This window comes from Rhodohalobacter sp. (assembly GCF_041686455.1).
In the GTDB taxonomy this organism is placed as follows: Bacteria; Bacteroidota; Rhodothermia; order Balneolales; family Balneolaceae; genus Rhodohalobacter.
This window is the reverse complement of sequence record NZ_JAWLDW010000011.1, coordinates 1-17,926: the sequence shown is the minus strand read 5'-3', so window position 1 is coordinate 17,926 and position 17,926 is coordinate 1. Positions and strand designations below refer to the sequence as shown.

Sequence of the window (17,926 nt, the reverse complement as noted above, 5' to 3'; positions counted from 1 at the left end):
GGTTTGGAGCAATTTTCTACTGCAAAGAAAACTTTCTGTCCGTGAACAGACTGTTTTTCACCCTGTTTTTTATTCAGCGTATTCAGCTCTTTAATATCTGCGCCGGCCACAAAAGCTTTTTCACCGGCACCGGTTACTATCACTGCTCCAATATCGTCGTCTTTCTCAATGCTTTTAACAGCCTCTTCAAGCTCTTCCAGAACTGTATTGTTGAGAGCGTTTAATTTGTCAGGACGATTGATCGTCAGTACCGCGATTCCGTTTTCGTCAGTTTCAAGGAGTAACGTTTTAAATTCGTATGATTTCATGTCTTGGTTTTAACTTTTTGTTCTGTCTCTTTATGAAGTACTTCTGCCTCCTTTCTAAGCTCGGCAAGCTCCAATTCGTGATCCATATCTTCGAAACCTGGCATAAGGTCCTGATCAAGTTCTTCGATGATTTGGGTTGTCTCCTCCATTTCAGTAACCAAATGATCGAGCTGTAATCCAACATCTTCAGCATTCGGCATCGTCATCGACTGCTCGTAAATATAGCGAATTGCATCTTCAATCGTTTCCAAATGCGTTTCGCAAATCAGGTACTTCTCCTTGGCTACATCAAATTTTTTGAGGCGTTTCTTTAGTATCTGCAGACGTCTTTCCCGTGGCTTCTTCAGCTTTTCAGATTCCGTGGAGTCCATCTCTTCTTCCTGCTCAGTTACTTTTCTCCGGATCTCTTCCTCCACCTCCGAGTTCATATAAATCTGAAATCTCCGGTTCATCTCCAGAAGGGTCAGATACGTTGAGAGCAGATCATCCATCTTGTTGCGAATGTGATCCAGCATTCCCTGTGAACTGTAAGGCAGTGTTTCAAAGTTTTTACGAACCTCTTTGGTGATATGCTTTAGCACGAGGAACCGTTTTTGTGAACGTGCATCAAGACCATGAAACAGATTTTTATCTCCATTCACCTCGTGACGCTCTTTCTTCTTTTTCAAGCGAATATTTTTTCGAAAAGCGGGTAGATTTGGAACCACGCCCAGATAGATCAGTTCAGCACCAAATGTGAACGACAAAACCGTACTCGATATAGAAAATCCTTCACTAAACAGCAGTCCTGAGCCTGTTCCCACCAGTGCCAAAAATGTGCCGGCAAGCAGACAAATCAAATTGATAGGATGGAGGAATGCCTCTTTCGCAAAATTAATATGTTCTTCTTTCTCGTTACTCATCGTTTTTACCTGTATCTGCATCCATTGACTCATCGGCTTCGAGGTCGGATTTTTTTCCAATCGTTTTATCCACATTTAAGCCGTTAGCCTGCTCTTCAATTTCGCTGTACAGCAAACCCATTTCCAATTTAATCTGACTCAGTGTTTCGCGGGCTTTCTCCTTTTTCATCTGCTCATCCAGTTCGGCCTCATCAAGCTGATCATCCATCAAATGATCCATGGCTACATCCAGCCGGGCCTCCAGCCCTACCATTTTAGTGCGAACTTTGCCCAGGAATTCGTCAACCGAAGTCAGCAGCTCATCCGCATTCATTTTCTGAAGGGCATCATTGACGTTTTTTACATACTCTGATCGCCGGACTTTCTCTTTTGCCTCATGAATTTTACGGTAATGCTCCTTGTACTCCTCTTTGAGCCTTTCTCGTTCTTTTTCACTGTCTGATGCCATAGCGTTCACCTTACATCCAAACTTTTACGATTTGGCCCGGTCGCGACCTACAGTTTTGCCGGAATCGGTTGAAGTTTTTTCTGACTCTTCAACATCGATTTTTTTCTCTTTCTCCTTCTCTTTCTCTTCAGTTTTTGGAGATTTTCCCATCTCCTGCTTAAACTGATTGACCAACTCCTGAGCGCGTAATTTTTCTGCATTCGCCTCAATTTCCATGGTCTCCGTATCAACGCTTTCCAGGGCAATTTCCATCCTGGCTTCATTGCGGGCTGTATTTTCATTCAGACGGCTCAACATTTCATTATGTGTCTGATCCAGTCCGCCGGTTTCGAAAGATTCCAATGCATCGGCAACACGGCCCTGCCACTCTGCACGTTCACTCGCACGCAATGCCTCGCGCGCTTCCTTGATTTTTTTATCTTTTTCGCGCATAAACGCTTTCTTTACTTTCAGAGCTTTTTCATACGCCTGATCTGCAAATTTGAGCTGTTCTCTAGAATGCTCCAGGTTTTCACGAGCCTTTTCAAGCTGAAGCGCATAACCCTCAGCAAGATCATCGCGGTCGGCATTTATTGCAGATTTGATTTTTGAAGTAACCTCACTGATCTGCTTTTCATACCGGTCCACCTCTTTTTTGAGCATAACGGCGTTTGCCTTTACGGTGGCAATATTCTCGTTCATTTGCGGAATCTGATCATTCAATTCTCTGATATTCTGCTCAAGAATCAGTTTTGGATCTTCCATTGAACTTACAAATCCGCCAAACATTGACTTTATGGCACGTATAAATCGTTGAAACATGGTATTTGGGTTATTTTAAAAGACTGTATCGATTGTTTTTATAAATGTACTCTTTTTTCAGAGTTGAACAACGTTTATCCATCATAATCATGAATTCCATCCTTATCAACTCGATGTGTTATTTTGCGCAAAGATTTAGGCTCACGATCATTAATTGTTATGGCATCGAGTATTCCCTTTTTAGCACTATCTAACATTTCTTCCTTGTTCGTGTGAAGCGTGGCAATTGTTTCACCCTTTTCCACTCGATCTCCAATTTTTTTATGCAGAACAAATCCTGCCTGCGGATCAACATCGTCATCTTTGGCGCGTCTTCCGGCACCCAGCTCAACCGAGACCATACCCATCGCAAAGGCATCCATTTCCGTCACATATCCGCTTTGGTCTGATTTTACATCCTCAACCGCATCCGCATCGGGGTAAGTATCCGGATTTTTTACAACGGCGGAATCCCCGCCCTGCTCCTCTACTATATCAATCCACTTTTGAAGTGCGGTGCCGTCATCTATAGCTTTCTTACTCATTTCAATTCCATCTTCAACAGAGGAAGCCTTCTTCCCGAGATAGATCATGGTTCCCGCCAGCAGATGAGTAATCTCCATCACATCTTCCGGCCCGTTGCCGTTCAGGCAGTCAATCGACTCCCTTACTTCCAGCCAGTTTCCAACCGTATAGCCCAATGGCTGCTCCATATTGGTCAGATAGGCAATGGTCTGCTTTCCAAACTCCTCCCCGATTCCTACCAGCGTTTTGGCCAGTTCAGCGGCATCTTCACGCTTTTTCATGAAGGCGCCGGAACCAAACTTCACATCAAGTACCAATGCATCAATTCCCTCGGCTAACTTTTTACTCATTATGCTTCCTGCAATCAACGGTATAGACTCCACCGTTGCGGTTACATCGCGCAGTGCATAAAGGCGTTTATCGGCCGGAGCTATTTCTTCGGTTTGACCAACCAAAACAATGTTCTGCTTTTTTAAAATCTCTTTATAGCGTTCTAAATCCACATCTACTGTGAATCCCGGAATAGACTCAAGCTTGTCTAACGTGCCTCCGGTATGGCCTAATCCCCGGCCTGATATCATCGGAACGGGAACTCCGCACGAAGCCACAATAGGTGCCAGAATCAGTGAAAGCTTATCTCCCACACCGCCGGTTGAGTGCTTATCCACTTTCAGTCCCGGTGTTTCGCTCAAATCCACAACAATGCCGCTATGGAGCATGGATCGAGTCAAATAGGCTGCTTCTTCTGTATTTAACCCATTTAAAAAAGACGCCATCAGAAAAGAGCTCATTTGGTAATCAGGTACTTTATCATCTGTGTAAGCACGAATCAAATAGGAGATCTCATCTTCTGTAAGTGCTTTTCCGTCTCTTTTCTTCCGGATAAGAGTAACAATATTGTACGATTGGTCAGGCATAAAGTAGATAAACTTAACTTATGTATAATTTTTAAAACGCCGTTAATTTGTAAGCTGTTTCAATATACATAATTTGATACTTCAATCATTCTAAACCTAACAAACACAGCGAATGTCATTACGCATCGCCGCCGATCAATATTTGCAAAATATAGATGAATTCCTTCCCGGAGGTGTAGATTTATTCCGGTTTGACCCATCCGGCGGCCTACCCAAAAATATAACAAATTACGACGCTCTTTTGATTCGTACGGTAACGCCGATCAATCCGCAAACTCTCCCGGAAACCGGTAACCTGAAATTTATAGGAACCGCAACTGCCGGAACGGATCATGTAGACCAAACCTATCTTGAAGAAAAAGGAATTCAATTCTCACAGTCGGAAGGGTGTAATGCCAATGCTGTTGCCGAATATATCATCACTGTGCTTTATCACTGGGCAAAAAAGCAAAACATTGATCTTAAAAAGAAAACAGTTGGCATTGTGGGGTGCGGACACACAGGCAGTGCGGTTATAAGACTGCTGAAGCGTTTAGACGTCAACTATATTGCCTATGACCCGCCTAAGGAAATTCGTGAAAATGATTTTGTGTCGGCTTCAGAATCTGAGTTGGTCCATGCCGATATACTCACATTTCATACTCCTCTCTCCGAATCCGGGGCGTACCCGACAAAACACCTGGGCGGGAATGATTGGCTCTCACGGGGATTTGACCTGATTGTAAATGCATCGAGAGGCGGGGTTGTAGATGAGAATGCTCTCCTGAAACTTCATCAAAAAGGCAAGATTGGAAACTATATTCTTGATGTTTGGGAAGGTGAGCCAAATTTTTCGGACAGAGTTGCAAAACACGCATTTATCGCAACTCCCCACATTGCCGGATATTCAACAGAAGCCAAATTCAAAGCCTCTGAAACTGTTGTAAAGCGATTGCTCAGCTTTTTTAGCCTGGAGCCGAAAGGTGAACCTAAACCGGCCCCGTTCAATCCTAATGATTTCAAGTTCCACCCTGAAACTTCGTTTGCAGATTTGTTGTGGCAAAACAACCAGATTCACTACTACGATTCGGAGCTGAGAAAACTGATCGGTTTTCCATCAAAAAAGAAAACGGAAGCATTTGCAAAACTTCGTTCAGAAACAAAACTCAGACACGAATTTAAGGCTATGACCAACATGCTGGATTCTGCCAAGGTGCCGAAAGAATTCCGGGTTTTCCATTAAAAGAAAATCCAGAAAAGCATCAGCACGATAAATAGCCAAACTGCAATTTTGAGAGAGAGGGGCTGTTTTGGAAATTCATATCCACAAATTGGACACACATCAGCATCTTTATCAATCTCCATCGCACAGCCGGGACACTCTTTAGTTTTCATGAAAGATCATTGTAAAAAGGCTCGAATTTTTTCTCTAACAAATTTCCTCTATTCTCGTAAGAAATTTTAAACCATGAATAAAATACAAAAAGATATGGCAGGACAAGGATCAGGCGGAAACGTAATAGCCGCACTTGCAAGTTTGTTTATACCCGGGCTCGGACAACTTTTACAGGGAAGGCTTTTCATGTCTATTTTTATGTTTATTTTGGCCGTAGTACTTTGGGCGAGCGCATTGGGATGGATTATTCACCTTTGGTCTACTCTTAATGCGGCAAAGTTCAGCCCATAATGACCGGCAACAGGGTAGAGCAAATCGATCAGCTATCTATTGTTATCTTTCTAACTATGTACATGAATAGAATTCGAGCTTAAAGCCGTAAATTTGTATTTTTAGTTCCTGTTTACACAAAGATCGACTCTAATCGTTTTATATGAATTTACGCGTACTTCGCATTATCGCCTTCATCGCGATACCTCTTTTTATACTCTCAATATCCTCAAGCTACATTTTTGAGTGGCTGTGGCTCAGTGAAATGGGATATTCCCAAATTTTCTGGACACTGAGGGGAACTCAGGTCATTCTCACGCTGCTGGCATTTTTGATTGCAGCACTGTTTTTTGTACCCAATTTTAGATTCCTGGCCGAACAGTTAAAACACGCCAACCTGAACAGTTCTCCCCTGCAGGGATCAAACATCAACCTTAATACCGATTTTGCAAGCAAACGTATAAAGCAGTTTTTTACGCTTGGCGGGTTGATCATGGCTCTCATTTTTGCACTCAGTTTCTATGTCCGATGGGATGAATCTCTGCGGTTTATAAGCAGCCTACCTTTTGGTGAGACCGACCCAATGTTTGGCCGGGATATTGGATTTTTTCTATTTGAGCTACCTTTTCTGGAACTCTTACAATCATCCCTAACCTCTATCGTATTCATTACACTGGTCATCATCACCCTATCTTATGTTTTTACCGGATTGCTGATGATTCGCTCTTTTACAGAGTTTAATGCTGGTGAAAAAGTGCTCAAACACATCAAATTAAATGCAGTTATCTGGCTTGGGCTTCTTGCATGGGGTTTATTCCTGGCTCGCTATAATCTTGTTTTTAAAGCTGATGGAATTGTTTTTGGTGCAGGCTATACAGACGTGATGTACCAGCTCCCTGCCATTTGGATCATGTTTATTATGACCTCCGCTTTAGCACTGTTGATTCTGGCCAGCCGTTGGGTTAATACGGGAAAAGCAGTGCCCGGACTCGCAATTTTAACCGTTTTAGTGATGATACTGGGCCGCGGAGTTCTGCCCGGCGTAGTTCAACAATTTAACGTTGAGCCAAACGAGCTGGAGCTGGAATCGCCATACCTCGAGCGCAACATTGAAATGACCCGTTTGGCTTACAATCTGCACAATGTGCGGGAGGTCGAATATGAGGCAGATGACACACTCACGGTTTCAGATATCGCCGACAACCGGGATGCAATTGATAACATCAGGCTTTGGGACTCGCGCCTGTTAATTAATACGTATAAGCAGCTACAGGAGATCCGTTCTTACTACGAATTTTACTCGGTCGACAACGATCGCTACATGGTTGATGGTAATGTTATCCAAATGATGCTTTCTGCCCGGGAAATTGCCAGGACGCTTCCAAGCCAATCCGATACCTGGGTGAATCGTCACCTTCAGTATACACACGGCTACGGTTTGGTTATGAGTCCGGTTACCGAAACAAATCGTCAGGGCGAACCCCGGTTGAGCATTCGAAATCTCCCCCCTTCTTGGGACAGTGATGATTTGCGGGTAGATAACGCTGCCATTTACTATGGAGAAAACAGTACAGGATATTACGTCGTAAATACAGGTGTGGAGGAACTCCACTACCCGGAAGGCGATGCTAACGTCTATACAAACTATAGCGGTCAAGGTGGAATTCAGTTTAACAATATCTTCAGAAAGCTGCTTTTTGCATGGGAGCTTGGAGACATAAACATTCTTCTTACCGACTATATTCACGACGAAAGCCGGCTCCAAAGATGGAGAAGTGTCCAGGAGCGAATCCGAAAAATCACTCCGTTTCTTCAGCTCGATCAAGACCCTTACCTCGTACTGAATAACGGGCGTCTGTTTTGGATACAGGATGCATATACTACATCCTCCCATTTTCCATATTCGCAGCGATATCAAAACGGATTCAACTATATCCGAAATTCCGTTAAAATTGTTGTAGACGCCTATGAGGGAACCGTGGATTATTTCATCATTGATGAGGAAGACCCGGTACTGGATGTTTATGATTCCATTTTTCCAGGGGTATTCAAGTCAATGGACGAACTGCCCGATGGTATAGAAAGCCAGTTCCGATATCCGCAGGATCTCTTTGAAGTTCAAATTGAAAAATTCTCGAGATATCACATGGTAACACCTCAGGTCTTTTACAATCAGGAAGATTTATGGACACGTCCCAACGAGAAGTATGGCGGCCGACAATTGCTGATGGACCCCTATTACGTACTGGCGCGTCTGCCGGGAGAAGAGACGCTTGAGTTTATGCTTATCAGTCCGCTTACACCCGAAAACAGAGACAACATGATTTCGTGGATGGCAGCCAAATCAGATCCCGGAAACTATGGCAACTTGGTTGTCTATAAATTACCTAAGGAGCGATTGATCTACGGGCCGGCCCAGATTGAGGCACGCATTGACCAGGATCCTGAAATTTCACGCCAGATTGCTCTTTGGGATCAGCGTGGCTCCAGTGTTATTCGCGGTAACTTAATGGTTATCCCCGTAGAAAATTCTTTCCTTTACGTTGAACCGGTGTTCCTGCTGGCTGAAGGAGTTGATATTCCTCAGCTGCAGCGGGTAATTGTTGCAATCGGAGACGCCATCTCCATGCAGCCATCACTGGATCAGGCTCTTTTTGAACTCTTTGGAGAAGAAGCAGCGGCAATCGTTGATGAAACTAAGCTCGTCAGAGATGGCTCTGTACCGGTTGAAGCGCTGCCCGAGGGAGCTGCTATCGACAGGCAAGCACTCGACGAAATCCAGTCCATATGGGAAGATCTGAAATCGGCCCTGGAAGACGGGAATTGGGCCCGTTACGGTGAACTCCTGAACGATCTGGAAGAGAAAATCAACGATCTATAGGAAAGATGCCCACAGCACAAGGCATCATAAAATCAGTTTCTGAAAAAATCATAATAACATTTAACTCTATTATTTAATCGTATGAACGATACACGTGTCGTTATAACCGGTCTTGGAGCCCTCACCCCATTAGGAAACACTGTTTCCGAATTTTGGGAAAACGCCGTAAATGGAAAGAGCGGAGCTGCTCCAATCACCAAATTTAATCCCGAAAAATTTCCGACCCACTTTGCCTGCGAGGTGAAAGATTTTGACCCTAAAAGCAAGCTGGACAGAAACGAAATCAAACGGTCTGATCTGTTTACACAGTACGGACTCTACGCTTCGGCCGAGGCCATTGAAGACTCCGGTCTCGATCTGGATAAAGAGTCTCCTTTTGATATGGGCGTGATTTGGGGAACCGGTCAGGGAGGTATGGGAACCTTTGAAGAGGAGATGAAAAACTATGTGAAGAACGACTTCACCCCACGTTTCAGCCCATTTTTTGTCCCTCGCCTGATTCCAAATATGGCTTCCGGCCTGATTTCCATGAAATTTGGATTGATGGGTCCGAACTACACAACCATCTCGGCTTGTGCCAGCTCCAATACAGCTATCATGGATGCGTTTAACTACATTAAATTGGGTAAGGCAAAAGCATTTATTGCCGGTGGATCGGAAGCTCCTATTACAGAAGCCACCATTGGTGGATTTACTGCTATGAAAGCAATGAGTACCCGGAATGACTCACCTGAAACGGCTTCCCGGCCTTTTGATCCCAGCCGCGACGGATTTGTAATGGGTGAAGGCGCCTGCGCTCTCATCCTTGAAGAGTACGAACATGCCAAAGCCCGTGGTGCAAAAATTTATGCTGAGGTGTGTGGAGCGGCCATGACCGCAGATGCTTACCATCTCACAGCTACTCACCCCGAGGGATTGGGAGCACTGAGAGGAATGAAACTTGCCATGGAGGAAGCCGGAATGAACCCTGAAGATGTGGACTACATCAACACGCATACTACATCTACTCCGGTGGGAGACATCAGTGAAACAAAGGCTGTTTCTAAATTGTATGAGAACAGTAATGCAAAACCGGTAATCAGTGCAACAAAGTCGATGACCGGACACTTACTGGGAGCTGCGGGAGCTGCTGAAGCGGTTCTTTCTGTTTTGGCTGTAAAGCATGGTATTATACCGCCAACCATCAATACGGAAAGCATTGATCCCGACATCCCGAAAAACATAGACATCGTTGTTGGTGATGCGAGAGAAACAAAGGTCGATGTATCGATGAGTAATAATTTTGGTTTTGGCGGACACAACGCCATCACCATGTTCAAAAAGGCATAGCTTTTCTTATAAAGCGTGAATTTGATATAAGAAAGCTGATCACTGATTTGACAAATTCTCCCCTAATAAGGGGCTCCGAGCGTTAGCGACACGTGAAACGAAATTAAGAGGGGTGTCCAAAGGATTTTAATTATTTTTTGATGAACATCCCCCTCAATCCCCCCCTTTGTTAAGGGGGATTTTTTTAAGTTTGTAATTTAATAATCGAATTCAAGTTTTAAAGGGGTATCTGTCGCTGGCAGATATCCCTTTTTATTGTCTCTCTCTTTTTGACCGGAACGTATTTCGCTCAAATTACTGTTATAAAATTAGATAGAGAAAACGACAAATCACATAAAAGAGGATGCTATGGAACAGAAAGAAGCTTACAGGGAAAAATTTGAAGCCAAATTGGATGAGTGGAAAGCTGAGATTGATAAACTCAAAGCAAAAGCTAAACAGAAGCAACTGGACGCCGAAACGGATTATAAAGATGAGTTAGAAACAATTCGTAATAAGCGTGAGGAACTGACGGGCAAACTTCACAAATTGGAAGAAGCCGGAGATGACGCTTGGAAAGAGTTGAAAAGCGGTATTGAAAAATCGAGTCGTGAACTCCAAGAATCACTTGATAGCGCCATCAAAAAATTCTCCTAATACTTTTTAAATTCAAGCTGTCTTTCCATATTGGGAAGACAGCTTTTTTATTTAAATCCTATATCCCATGAGCGCTTCCCTCCAACTTGGCCGTTTTGCAGGAATTAAAGTTCAAATTCACTGGACCTTCTGGTTGCTGTTTCTCTTTATCGGTTTTATGGTTTTTGCCAACGAGGGTACTTTTTTGGACCTGGCCTGGAATTTTGTATTTATTATCGCCTTGTTTGTCTGTGTGGTGTTGCATGAATTTGGCCATGCTCTCGCTGCACGAAGGTATGGTGTGGGAACACGCAATATCACCCTGCTGCCCATTGGCGGTGTAGCCAATCTGAAAGAAATGCCGGAGAACCCCAAAGAGGAGTTTATTATTGCCATCGCCGGCCCATTGGTAAATGTTGTGATTGCTCTGCTGCTATGGTTTATCGTTCCGGTTGATCAATTTATGATCGATGATCCCGAAATGCTGGAAGAACAGCTAAGCGGTATCACTGCTAACAATTTCCTCTTCTATCTGCTTGCTGTTAATGTGGCCCTGGTTGTGTTCAACATGATACCCGCCTTTCCAATGGACGGCGGCCGGGTATTTCGGGCCATTCTTTCAACACGTATGAGCCGGGTTCAGGCGACCAAAGCGGCAACAGGGCTAGGCAAACTGCTCGCTCTTGTCTTTTTCCTTTTCGGACTCTTTTCAAATATCATTCTTGCAGTGATTGCCGTGTTCATCTATTTTGGCGCTCACTCTGAGAACATTGTTATCCAGCAGATCAGCCTGCTTGAGGGAAATGACATCGAAGACGCCATGATTACGGACTACACCACACTAAATCCCGGAGATCCCCTGCAAACAGCCATCGACCGGATTCTTGCCAGTACCGAGCAGGATTTTGTTGTAACAGATGGCGAAGAAGTTGTTGGAATTCTGTTTATGTCTGATCTTGCTCCCGCACTCCGCGAAAAAGGTAATGAGACCTTAGTCGCAGATGTGATGGAAAGAGATATTATCACTTTGAATGCAAAAGACCCGCTCCCATCCGCCTATCGGCAGCTGAAGCGAGGTAATAAAAATTTCTTCCCGATTATCGATGAAGGGAAAATTGTGGGCGTGCTTGACATGAACAACATCAACGAGTTTTTGACTTTTCGCGCCGCCCACGATTACTAAAACCCCCAATCTATTTCTCTTTCAACAGGTCACGGATTTCTGTAAGCAGTGTTTCTTCGGCTGACGGCTTCGGGGGTGCAGCAGGCTTCACTTCCTCTTTCTTCTTTATCCGTTCAAAGCTTTTAATCACCATAAAGATGGCAAACGCCACAATGGTGAAATTCACAATCTGCTGGATAAATACCCCGTAATTAATCGTAACGGCAGCGGCTTCTTCGGTGGTATCTTTTAGTGTAAACATAAACTCCGTAAAGTCTACTCCTCCCAGCAACAGCCCTATTGGCGGCATCAACACATCATTTACAAAAGACGTGACAATTCGGCCGAAAGCGGCACCGATTACAACGGCCACGGCCAAGTCGATCACATTTCCCCGCATGGCAAATTTTTTAAAGTCGGCTAATAAGCTCATAGATATAAGAATTTGTTAGGGTTCGATACATCACTTCATAAATATTCGATGATTTTTCCGTCATTTCCTATCGTTCTGAATTAAGTTTTTTATGCTGCCAACATCAGCTCCGGTTTACAAAATGTGTATTCCCTTTCACGCTTTCATGAATGGCAGCCCTGGCAACCGTATCGGGCCCATAACAGTTATTCAGACAGTCGGTAGCCCGGGTTAACCCTCTCAGTTCATCGTCCTCCTGAAAAAACAGCTCACCCTGCTCTGTCTGCTGCATTTCGATGGTATGCAATCCCACCCCCCTGATTTTGATATTTTTTTCCAGTGCGCTATTCACTATTCGCATCGCCTCAGTAAGACAAGCGTCCAGAACGTAGTCGTCCAGATTGGTAAATCCCGGCGCGGTAAAGGTAAACGAATGCCCTTCCCAATGCGCCTCCTGGTATCGGATATGACAGCCCCATCGCCTTGCTTTCCGTTGATAGCCTCTCATCCTGTAACAAACTTTCCGGATCGCTTTTATGATTTCTCCCTTCACTTCGACCGGATTATCCGTCCAGTCCGAAAACGTGTGCATGTAGCTTACTTCATCCGGTATGTGTACTTCGTTTGTGAGAACACGCGCTTTATCGCGCCCGGCTACGGTCTCCCAAAAAAGCTGGCCCTGCATCTCTCCAAACAGTTTCTGAAACGGCACTTTTCCCTGCTTAATCGCATCAGCAATTGTATGGATGTTATACTTTTTCAGGTGCTCATACCGTCTGCGGCCGATGCCCCAAACTTCATCAATCGGGAGGGGGTAAATATACTGGGCAGCGTCATCAGGTGTGAGAATCAGGGATAGCCCTTTCGGTTTCTGCAGGTCGGACGCCAGCTTCGAATAGGTTTTACTTGTTGCAATTCCTACCGAACAGACAAGACCGAGCCGGCGGTATATTTCGGCCTTCAGTTTTTGGGCAAAAGCTTCCAGCTGAGAGCGGGATTTTTTCAGCAAAAAGGTGATATCCATAAAATACTCATCCATCGAATATTTCTCCACATCCGGAGAGTAGGAGTCGAGAATCGATTTTAGTTGCCTGCTGATCGCTTTATATTTGTCATAGTCGATCTGCATAAACACTAAGTAGGGACAAATCTGAGACGCCTCAAATGCACTCATTGCCGTTTTGATACCGAGAGCGCGCGCTTCGTAACTGGCTGTTGCCACAATACCGCGCGCCACACCATTCGGTTTTCGCCACCCGCCCATGGCCACCGGCATTCCATACAAATTGTATGCCCGCTGTTCTACCTGTGCATAAAAACAGTTCATATCCAGATGGAGGTAGAGGCGCTTTTTTCGCGAAATGTGCTGATGCTCCTTTGCCACAGTGCTGTAGAGCGTAATACGATGCACGTCCTGTTCCAGATCGTAATTATTATACTCTTTTGGGTCCATACAGACAGTATAAAAAGTTTATTTACATATTTCACACATATATTTATAAATCATCTGTTTAAGTTAAATAGGATAAAAATTCTACCTACCTTTAGCATTCTGTTTAACATGAGTTCGATACGATGTTATTGAATTTTGCAGCACAGGAAGCTTATGTTGTTCAAAAAGATGAATTTGGTTTATGGGAGCTTTAATAATTAAAGTTTACTTAGTGAAACTTTGAGTCTTTGTGTCCTCGTGGCAATAAACTGCCGATCTTTGCCACGAAGACGCGAGGTCACAAAGCAACACGAAGTCGCCTTACTACAGTATTTATTATTAAACTAAATTATTTAGTGTGAACTGCTGGTAACAATACTTTTTTTGGACAGCCTCAGGCACTTTTTCCAAATTCTTATCCCGAATTCAAGTTATTTACTGAAACCTGACAAACTGATAACTGATTATGTGCGGACGCTACGTTTTAAAAACAACCCTGCAGGAACTGCAACAGAAGTACGGAGCTGTTCCAGAAGGTACATTTACGATAGAAGAGAACTATAATGTAGCACCGAGTCTGCGTATGCCGGTAATTGTTCAACAGGGAGCTCAGCGTAAAATTGATAAATACCGGTGGGGACTCATTCCATTCTGGGCAAAAGAGATCAATTCCGGCTACTCGATGATTAATGCCAGGGCTGAATCGCTGGAGCAGAAAAAGTCTTACGCGCGTCCGTTCAAGTCGAAACGCTGCGTGGTGCCGGTCTCCGGATTTTATGAATGGAAGAAATCCAACGGAGAAAAAATCCCGCACTACATCACTCAAAAAAGTTCAGTCCTGATGAATTTTGCCGGACTGTATGAGGAGTGGAAGCCTCAGAAAGAGGGCGAAGCTCCCATCAAAAGTTTTACGATTATCACCACAGACGCCAACGATCCTGTTTCTGAATTGCACGACCGGATGCCTGCCATGCTGCTGGATGAAGAGCTGGATATCTGGCTCGACCCAAACAATCAAGACACAAGCGCGCTAAAAGATCTGCTACGGCCATGGCCTAATGATGACATCTCTTTTTATCGGGTAGGCCGCGAGGTTAATAACGCCAGAAATTCGGGCAAAAAACTGATCGAGCCCTATCGGGATCTTTTTTCTTAGTCCTATATTATTCTGACTCCCATACGGTTACTCAAGTATCAAATCTCTTTCCTGCGGAAAACTCACTTCAAATAGTATACCCGGATTCTTCACCAAGAAATTTAGGTGGCATAATAAATTGTGTAAATAACAGATTTACAATACTATAACGCATGACGAGATATTTCTTCGTGAACAATCCGGGTTACACATATTGATATATGTATAATATATGTTTAAACTGTTTTCCCACAATTGGAGAAGGCAGTATGAGTAAAGACGAAAAATATCCACCCATCAACGTACTCAACATCATGCGCGGATTCCGCACTCCGGATTTACCTCATGCAGTTACACCCTACCGGTTTGAACTTCGAAGCGGGGAGAAACATCACATCAAAAAAATCCGCCAGACCCATCGGGAGAGAGTCGGTAAAGCGTACCACTATCACTACGTTGTGGTGACAAAAGAGGATAGATATTTTCATCTCGTTTTTGACAGCGGCACCATGGTGTGGCGCGTTGTGCAGGAAGTAGACAGCGAGCTGTTTTTTGGATGACTCAACCGACATATAAATGAGTATATCATAAACAATATCACCGAATCCTTTTTCCTCATTTAAATAATAAATGAGCCCAAAACAGATGGTAACACCCACAGAAATTATCCGTAGTTTGAAAGAGGGTTTTGGGCACCTCCATCTCATCCTTTCTTTTCAGATATAGTTTGCATTAGCAGGCATCTTATAAATTGGCACATTCTGTGCCTAAAAGGGGATCATCATAAAAGAGACTATTACTCCTCTTAAACCAACAGTAAAAGCAACAAATTATGTCAGAAATTAATAATCCATTTGAGGAGTTTGAAATTCCTCCGCAGATTAAATCCCTTTTGGGAAATATCAAAATCATTGTATTTGGGGTGGTTGTCATCGCCATGCTGTTCTCGGCCTTCTACACGGTAGATCCTGAAGAGGTGGGCATTGTACAACGATTTGGTGAGTACACTCGTACTGCTGAATCCGGACTTAACTTCAAAGTCCCATTTGTAGAAAAGGTGCGTATTGTACCTGTTGAACGACAATTAAAGCAGGAGTTCGGCTATCGGACGGTATCTGCAGGGGTGCAGAGCCAGTACCAAAAAAGAGGCTACGAGATTGAATCTCTAATGCTTACAGGTGATCTGAATCTAGGAGATGTAGAATGGGTGGTTCAATACCGGATCTCTGATCCCTACGACTACCTCTTTAAAGTCCGTAACCCGGAAAAAACCCTGCGCGATATGTCGGAAGCGGCTATGCGTGAGGTGGTAGGTAATCGCACCGTCAATGAAGTACTTACAACCGGCCGTGCCTCGGTAGCTGCACGTGTTCAGGAAATTCTGCAGGAGCTCAACATAGAATATGAAACAGGTGTTCGCATTGAGCAGGTTGTTTTACAGGACATCAATCCGCCAGAACCTGTTAAAAGATCCTTTAATGCCGTTAATGAAGCACAGCAACAGCGTGAAACGCTGATCAACCAGGCTGAATCAGATTATAACAGTGTCATTCCCCGGGCCAGGGGCGAAGCCTTGCAAACCATTCAGCAGGCAGAAGGTTATTCAACAAATCGTACCAATACAGCATTGGGTGAAGTAGCCGCTTTTAATGAACTACACCGTGAGTATCTGTTGGCACCGCAGATAACCAAACAGCGGATCTACTATGAAACAATTCAGGATCTTCTGCCGAAAATCGGCAATAAGGTAATTATAGATCAGGATGGTGGTAACGTACTTCCACTTTTACAGATGCAGATGGATGGCGTTAAAATCACAAATCCTGACAACGAATAGGTAAAGAGCATGGATAAAAAATATATAGTCTTAATCGTTTTACTTACCCTTGCCGGAATCATCCTTGCGAATAGTTTCTATACAATTGATGAAACTGAACAGGTGATCATTACACAGTTTGGCGCTCCTCAGGGTGAAGCCATAACAGATCCCGGAATGCAAATGAAGATTCCTTTTATTCAGAAAGTCAATCGTTTTGACAAGCGCTTTCTGGAGTGGGATGGAGATCAAAATCAGGTCCCGACCAAAGATAAAAAGTTTATTTTTGTAGACTCTTATGCCCGCTGGCATATCACCGATCCTCTTCAGTTTTTCCGCCGGATGAGGGATGAACGTGGGGCCCAATCACGGCTGGATGATATTTTGGATGGCGAAACCAGAAATGCTGTGGCTTCACACGACCTCGTTGAATTGGTTCGCACATCAAACCGGGAACCAGATTTAGATGCCAAAATTTTTGAAATGATTGAGGATTCACTTGAAACCATTTCTGTAGGACGTACTGCAATTCAGGATATCGTACTGGAGCTGGCCAACGAACGAAGCCAGGATTTAGGTATCGAAATTTTAGATTTTCGTTTTAAACGGATCAACTATGTGGAGGAAGTCCGTCTAACTGTTTACGAAAGAATGGTAAGTGAACGTAACAAAATTGCAGAACTTTTTCGGTCAGAAGGCCAGGGTGAAGCCTCCCGCATTGAAGGTGAAAAGGAACGGGAGCTGCTCGAAATACAATCTGAAGCTTTTCGTGAGGCACGCGAAATCCGTGGCCAAGGTGACGCTGAGGCAGCGTCAATCTACAATGAAGCCTATAACAGAGATGCCACTACCCGTGAGTTCTACGACTTTGTGAAGGCGATGGAAGCCTATGAAAGTGCATTTGATAAACAGACTTCCATATTTCTGACCACAGACAGTGAATTCTTCAAATACCTGAAGTCGATCGATTAACTGATTTGTGAAGAGTAAACTTACAAGTTGTAACAAAGCTTGCAGGCATAGTTGTGTCAACTTATTTCAGGACGGGGCATACACCGAAAAAATAAAGCCTTGCAAGTCAATGACTTACAAGGCTTGTTGTGCCCCGGAATGGAGTCGAACCATCACGGCCGTTAGGCCACACGCCCCTCAAGCGTGCGCGTCTACCAATTCCGCCACCGGGGCAAAAAAGTTTTTATCAAAATTTCAATCTTTGCTGTGCATCGAGTCGAACCACCACGTCCCGACAGCTGTCGGGACACACGACCTTCAATCTCGTAAAACTACGGGGTACCAATTCTGTCCTTGTTCAGCGTAGCAGGAATCGGGACAAAAACTGTTACTTACCAAAATTTCAAATCTCTACTGTAAACCGAGTCGAACTATCACGTTCCGACAGCTGTCGGAACACACGCCCCTCAATCCCGAATGCCTTCGGGATACCAATTCCGCCACCGGGGCTATCAGTATCAGTAAAAGTAATCCAAATATTCCATTTGAATCAGAGCTTCTAAAGATAGGGCATTTTCAAACTAAATGGAAAGTGCCTTTTTCAAAAAAACCACAGCTTTTTCTCCCGACAACTGTCGGGATGAATTGGTTTTTCGTAGTTTTGTGTT

General features: G+C 44.0%; 18 protein-coding genes and 1 tRNA gene. 10 read left to right on the top strand and 9 right to left on the bottom strand.

Translation table 11 applies throughout. From position 1 onward, the window contains the following. From ACESM0_RS02760 to ACESM0_RS02740, 5 genes are all read right to left on the bottom strand, one after another. A partial coding sequence (locus tag ACESM0_RS02760; RefSeq protein WP_372903411.1) for an enoyl-CoA hydratase-related protein occupies nucleotides 1-308 on the bottom strand: 308 nt, incomplete at its 3' end. After that, the gene (locus tag ACESM0_RS02755) at nucleotides 305-1,210 is read right to left on the bottom strand and encodes a hypothetical protein (protein WP_372903409.1); all 906 of its coding nucleotides are present in this window, start codon (nucleotides 1,208-1,210) and stop codon (nucleotides 305-307) included. The genes ACESM0_RS02760 and ACESM0_RS02755, both read right to left, overlap by 4 nt. After that, nucleotides 1,203-1,658, bottom strand: coding sequence for a hypothetical protein (locus ACESM0_RS02750; protein WP_372903407.1), 456 nt, complete (start codon nucleotides 1,656-1,658; stop codon nucleotides 1,203-1,205). The genes ACESM0_RS02755 and ACESM0_RS02750 overlap by 8 nt, the downstream gene beginning before the upstream one ends. Before the next feature lie 24 nt (nucleotides 1,659-1,682). Further along, on the bottom strand, nucleotides 1,683-2,459 hold the full coding sequence (locus tag ACESM0_RS02745) for a PspA/IM30 family protein (RefSeq protein ID WP_372903406.1): 777 nt from the start codon (nucleotides 2,457-2,459) through the stop codon (nucleotides 1,683-1,685). A gap of 74 nt (nucleotides 2,460-2,533) precedes the next feature. Continuing rightward, on the bottom strand, nucleotides 2,534-3,880 hold the full coding sequence (locus ACESM0_RS02740) for a thymidine phosphorylase (RefSeq protein WP_372903404.1): 1,347 nt from the start codon (nucleotides 3,878-3,880) through the stop codon (nucleotides 2,534-2,536). A 112-nt stretch (nucleotides 3,881-3,992) separates the two neighbouring features. On the opposite strand from ACESM0_RS02740, the gene ACESM0_RS02735 reads away from it, so the two are divergent. Next, complete coding sequence (locus tag ACESM0_RS02735; protein WP_372903402.1) at nucleotides 3,993-5,102, top strand: 4-phosphoerythronate dehydrogenase; 1,110 nt, start codon at nucleotides 3,993-3,995, stop codon at nucleotides 5,100-5,102. On the opposite strand, the gene ACESM0_RS02730 is transcribed toward ACESM0_RS02735, so the two are convergent. Beyond that, nucleotides 5,099-5,254: a zinc ribbon domain-containing protein gene (locus ACESM0_RS02730; RefSeq protein ID WP_372903400.1), complete on the bottom strand. Its 156-nt coding sequence runs from the start codon at nucleotides 5,252-5,254 to the stop codon at nucleotides 5,099-5,101. The genes ACESM0_RS02735 and ACESM0_RS02730 overlap by 4 nt on opposite strands. A 73-nt stretch (nucleotides 5,255-5,327) precedes the next feature. Between ACESM0_RS02730 and ACESM0_RS02725 the strand changes: the two genes are divergently transcribed. From ACESM0_RS02725 to ACESM0_RS02705, 5 genes are all read left to right on the top strand, one after another. Continuing rightward, nucleotides 5,328-5,546, top strand: coding sequence for a hypothetical protein (locus ACESM0_RS02725; protein ID WP_372903398.1), 219 nt, complete (start codon nucleotides 5,328-5,330; stop codon nucleotides 5,544-5,546). 142 nt (nucleotides 5,547-5,688) lie between these two features. Next, a complete protein-coding gene (locus tag ACESM0_RS02720) occupies nucleotides 5,689-8,406 on the top strand; it encodes a UPF0182 family protein (protein ID WP_372903396.1) in 2,718 nt (905 codons plus the stop codon). An 81-nt stretch (nucleotides 8,407-8,487) separates the two neighbouring features. Next, the gene (gene fabF, locus ACESM0_RS02715) at nucleotides 8,488-9,735 is read left to right on the top strand and encodes a beta-ketoacyl-ACP synthase II (RefSeq protein WP_372903394.1); all 1,248 of its coding nucleotides are present in this window, start codon (nucleotides 8,488-8,490) and stop codon (nucleotides 9,733-9,735) included. Between the two features lie 348 nt (nucleotides 9,736-10,083). After that, nucleotides 10,084-10,371, top strand: coding sequence for a hypothetical protein (locus ACESM0_RS02710; RefSeq protein WP_372903393.1), 288 nt, complete (start codon nucleotides 10,084-10,086; stop codon nucleotides 10,369-10,371). Nucleotides 10,372-10,438: 67 nt separating this feature from the next. Beyond that, the gene (locus ACESM0_RS02705; protein ID WP_372903391.1) at nucleotides 10,439-11,533 is read left to right on the top strand and encodes a site-2 protease family protein; all 1,095 of its coding nucleotides are present in this window, start codon (nucleotides 10,439-10,441) and stop codon (nucleotides 11,531-11,533) included. A 10-nt stretch (nucleotides 11,534-11,543) separates the two neighbouring features. Here the strand turns inward: ACESM0_RS02705 and mscL are convergent, their stop codons facing one another. Together mscL and ACESM0_RS02695 are read right to left on the bottom strand one after the other, a co-directional pair. Further along, on the bottom strand, nucleotides 11,544-11,945 hold the full coding sequence (gene mscL / locus ACESM0_RS02700; RefSeq protein WP_372903389.1) for a large-conductance mechanosensitive channel protein MscL: 402 nt from the start codon (nucleotides 11,943-11,945) through the stop codon (nucleotides 11,544-11,546). A 103-nt stretch (nucleotides 11,946-12,048) separates the two neighbouring features. Beyond that, nucleotides 12,049-13,377, bottom strand: a complete 1,329-nt coding sequence (locus ACESM0_RS02695) for a hypothetical protein (protein ID WP_372903387.1) — start codon at nucleotides 13,375-13,377, stop codon at nucleotides 12,049-12,051. Nucleotides 13,378-13,822: 445 nt separating this feature from the next. Between ACESM0_RS02695 and ACESM0_RS02690 the strand changes: the two genes are divergently transcribed. From ACESM0_RS02690 to hflC, 4 genes are all read left to right on the top strand, one after another. Continuing rightward, the gene (locus ACESM0_RS02690) at nucleotides 13,823-14,512 is read left to right on the top strand and encodes an SOS response-associated peptidase (RefSeq protein ID WP_372903385.1); all 690 of its coding nucleotides are present in this window, start codon (nucleotides 13,823-13,825) and stop codon (nucleotides 14,510-14,512) included. Between the two features lie 248 nt (nucleotides 14,513-14,760). Continuing rightward, nucleotides 14,761-15,051 carry a hypothetical protein gene (locus tag ACESM0_RS02685; RefSeq protein ID WP_372903383.1) on the top strand — a complete coding sequence of 97 codons (291 nt, stop codon included), beginning with the start codon at nucleotides 14,761-14,763 and terminating at the stop codon, nucleotides 15,049-15,051. Nucleotides 15,052-15,323: 272 nt separating this feature from the next. Next, nucleotides 15,324-16,328: an FtsH protease activity modulator HflK gene (hflK, locus tag ACESM0_RS02680; protein ID WP_372903381.1), complete on the top strand. Its 1,005-nt coding sequence runs from the start codon at nucleotides 15,324-15,326 to the stop codon at nucleotides 16,326-16,328. 9 nt (nucleotides 16,329-16,337) lie between these two features. Continuing rightward, a complete protein-coding gene (gene hflC / locus ACESM0_RS02675) occupies nucleotides 16,338-17,279 on the top strand; it encodes a protease modulator HflC (RefSeq protein ID WP_372903379.1) in 942 nt (313 codons plus the stop codon). A gap of 129 nt (nucleotides 17,280-17,408) precedes the next feature. Here the strand turns inward: hflC and ACESM0_RS02670 are convergent. Continuing rightward, nucleotides 17,409-17,492, bottom strand: a tRNA-Leu gene (locus ACESM0_RS02670). Between the last annotated feature and the right edge of the window lie 434 nt (nucleotides 17,493-17,926).

Coding starts and splice junctions, on each gene's coding strand:
- hflC (WP_372903379.1), top strand. CDS start 16,338: ATGGATAAAAAATATATAGTCTTAATCGTTTTACTTACCCTTGCCGGA.
- ACESM0_RS02730 (WP_372903400.1), bottom strand. CDS start 5,254: ATGAAAACTAAAGAGTGTCCCGGCTGTGCGATGGAGATTGATAAAGAT.
- fabF (WP_372903394.1), top strand. CDS start 8,488: ATGAACGATACACGTGTCGTTATAACCGGTCTTGGAGCCCTCACCCCA.
- ACESM0_RS02695 (WP_372903387.1), bottom strand. CDS start 13,377: ATGGACCCAAAAGAGTATAATAATTACGATCTGGAACAGGACGTGCAT.
- ACESM0_RS02685 (WP_372903383.1), top strand. CDS start 14,761: ATGAGTAAAGACGAAAAATATCCACCCATCAACGTACTCAACATCATG.
- ACESM0_RS02750 (WP_372903407.1), bottom strand. CDS start 1,658: ATGGCATCAGACAGTGAAAAAGAACGAGAAAGGCTCAAAGAGGAGTAC.
- mscL (WP_372903389.1), bottom strand. CDS start 11,945: ATGAGCTTATTAGCCGACTTTAAAAAATTTGCCATGCGGGGAAATGTG.
- ACESM0_RS02735 (WP_372903402.1), top strand. CDS start 3,993: ATGTCATTACGCATCGCCGCCGATCAATATTTGCAAAATATAGATGAA.
- ACESM0_RS02725 (WP_372903398.1), top strand. CDS start 5,328: ATGAATAAAATACAAAAAGATATGGCAGGACAAGGATCAGGCGGAAAC.
- ACESM0_RS02755 (WP_372903409.1), bottom strand. CDS start 1,210: ATGAGTAACGAGAAAGAAGAACATATTAATTTTGCGAAAGAGGCATTC.
- hflK (WP_372903381.1), top strand. CDS start 15,324: ATGTCAGAAATTAATAATCCATTTGAGGAGTTTGAAATTCCTCCGCAG.
- ACESM0_RS02740 (WP_372903404.1), bottom strand. CDS start 3,880: ATGCCTGACCAATCGTACAATATTGTTACTCTTATCCGGAAGAAAAGA.
- ACESM0_RS02720 (WP_372903396.1), top strand. CDS start 5,689: ATGAATTTACGCGTACTTCGCATTATCGCCTTCATCGCGATACCTCTT.
- ACESM0_RS02745 (WP_372903406.1), bottom strand. CDS start 2,459: ATGTTTCAACGATTTATACGTGCCATAAAGTCAATGTTTGGCGGATTT.
- ACESM0_RS02705 (WP_372903391.1), top strand. CDS start 10,439: ATGAGCGCTTCCCTCCAACTTGGCCGTTTTGCAGGAATTAAAGTTCAA.
- ACESM0_RS02710 (WP_372903393.1), top strand. CDS start 10,084: ATGGAACAGAAAGAAGCTTACAGGGAAAAATTTGAAGCCAAATTGGAT.
- ACESM0_RS02690 (WP_372903385.1), top strand. CDS start 13,823: ATGTGCGGACGCTACGTTTTAAAAACAACCCTGCAGGAACTGCAACAG.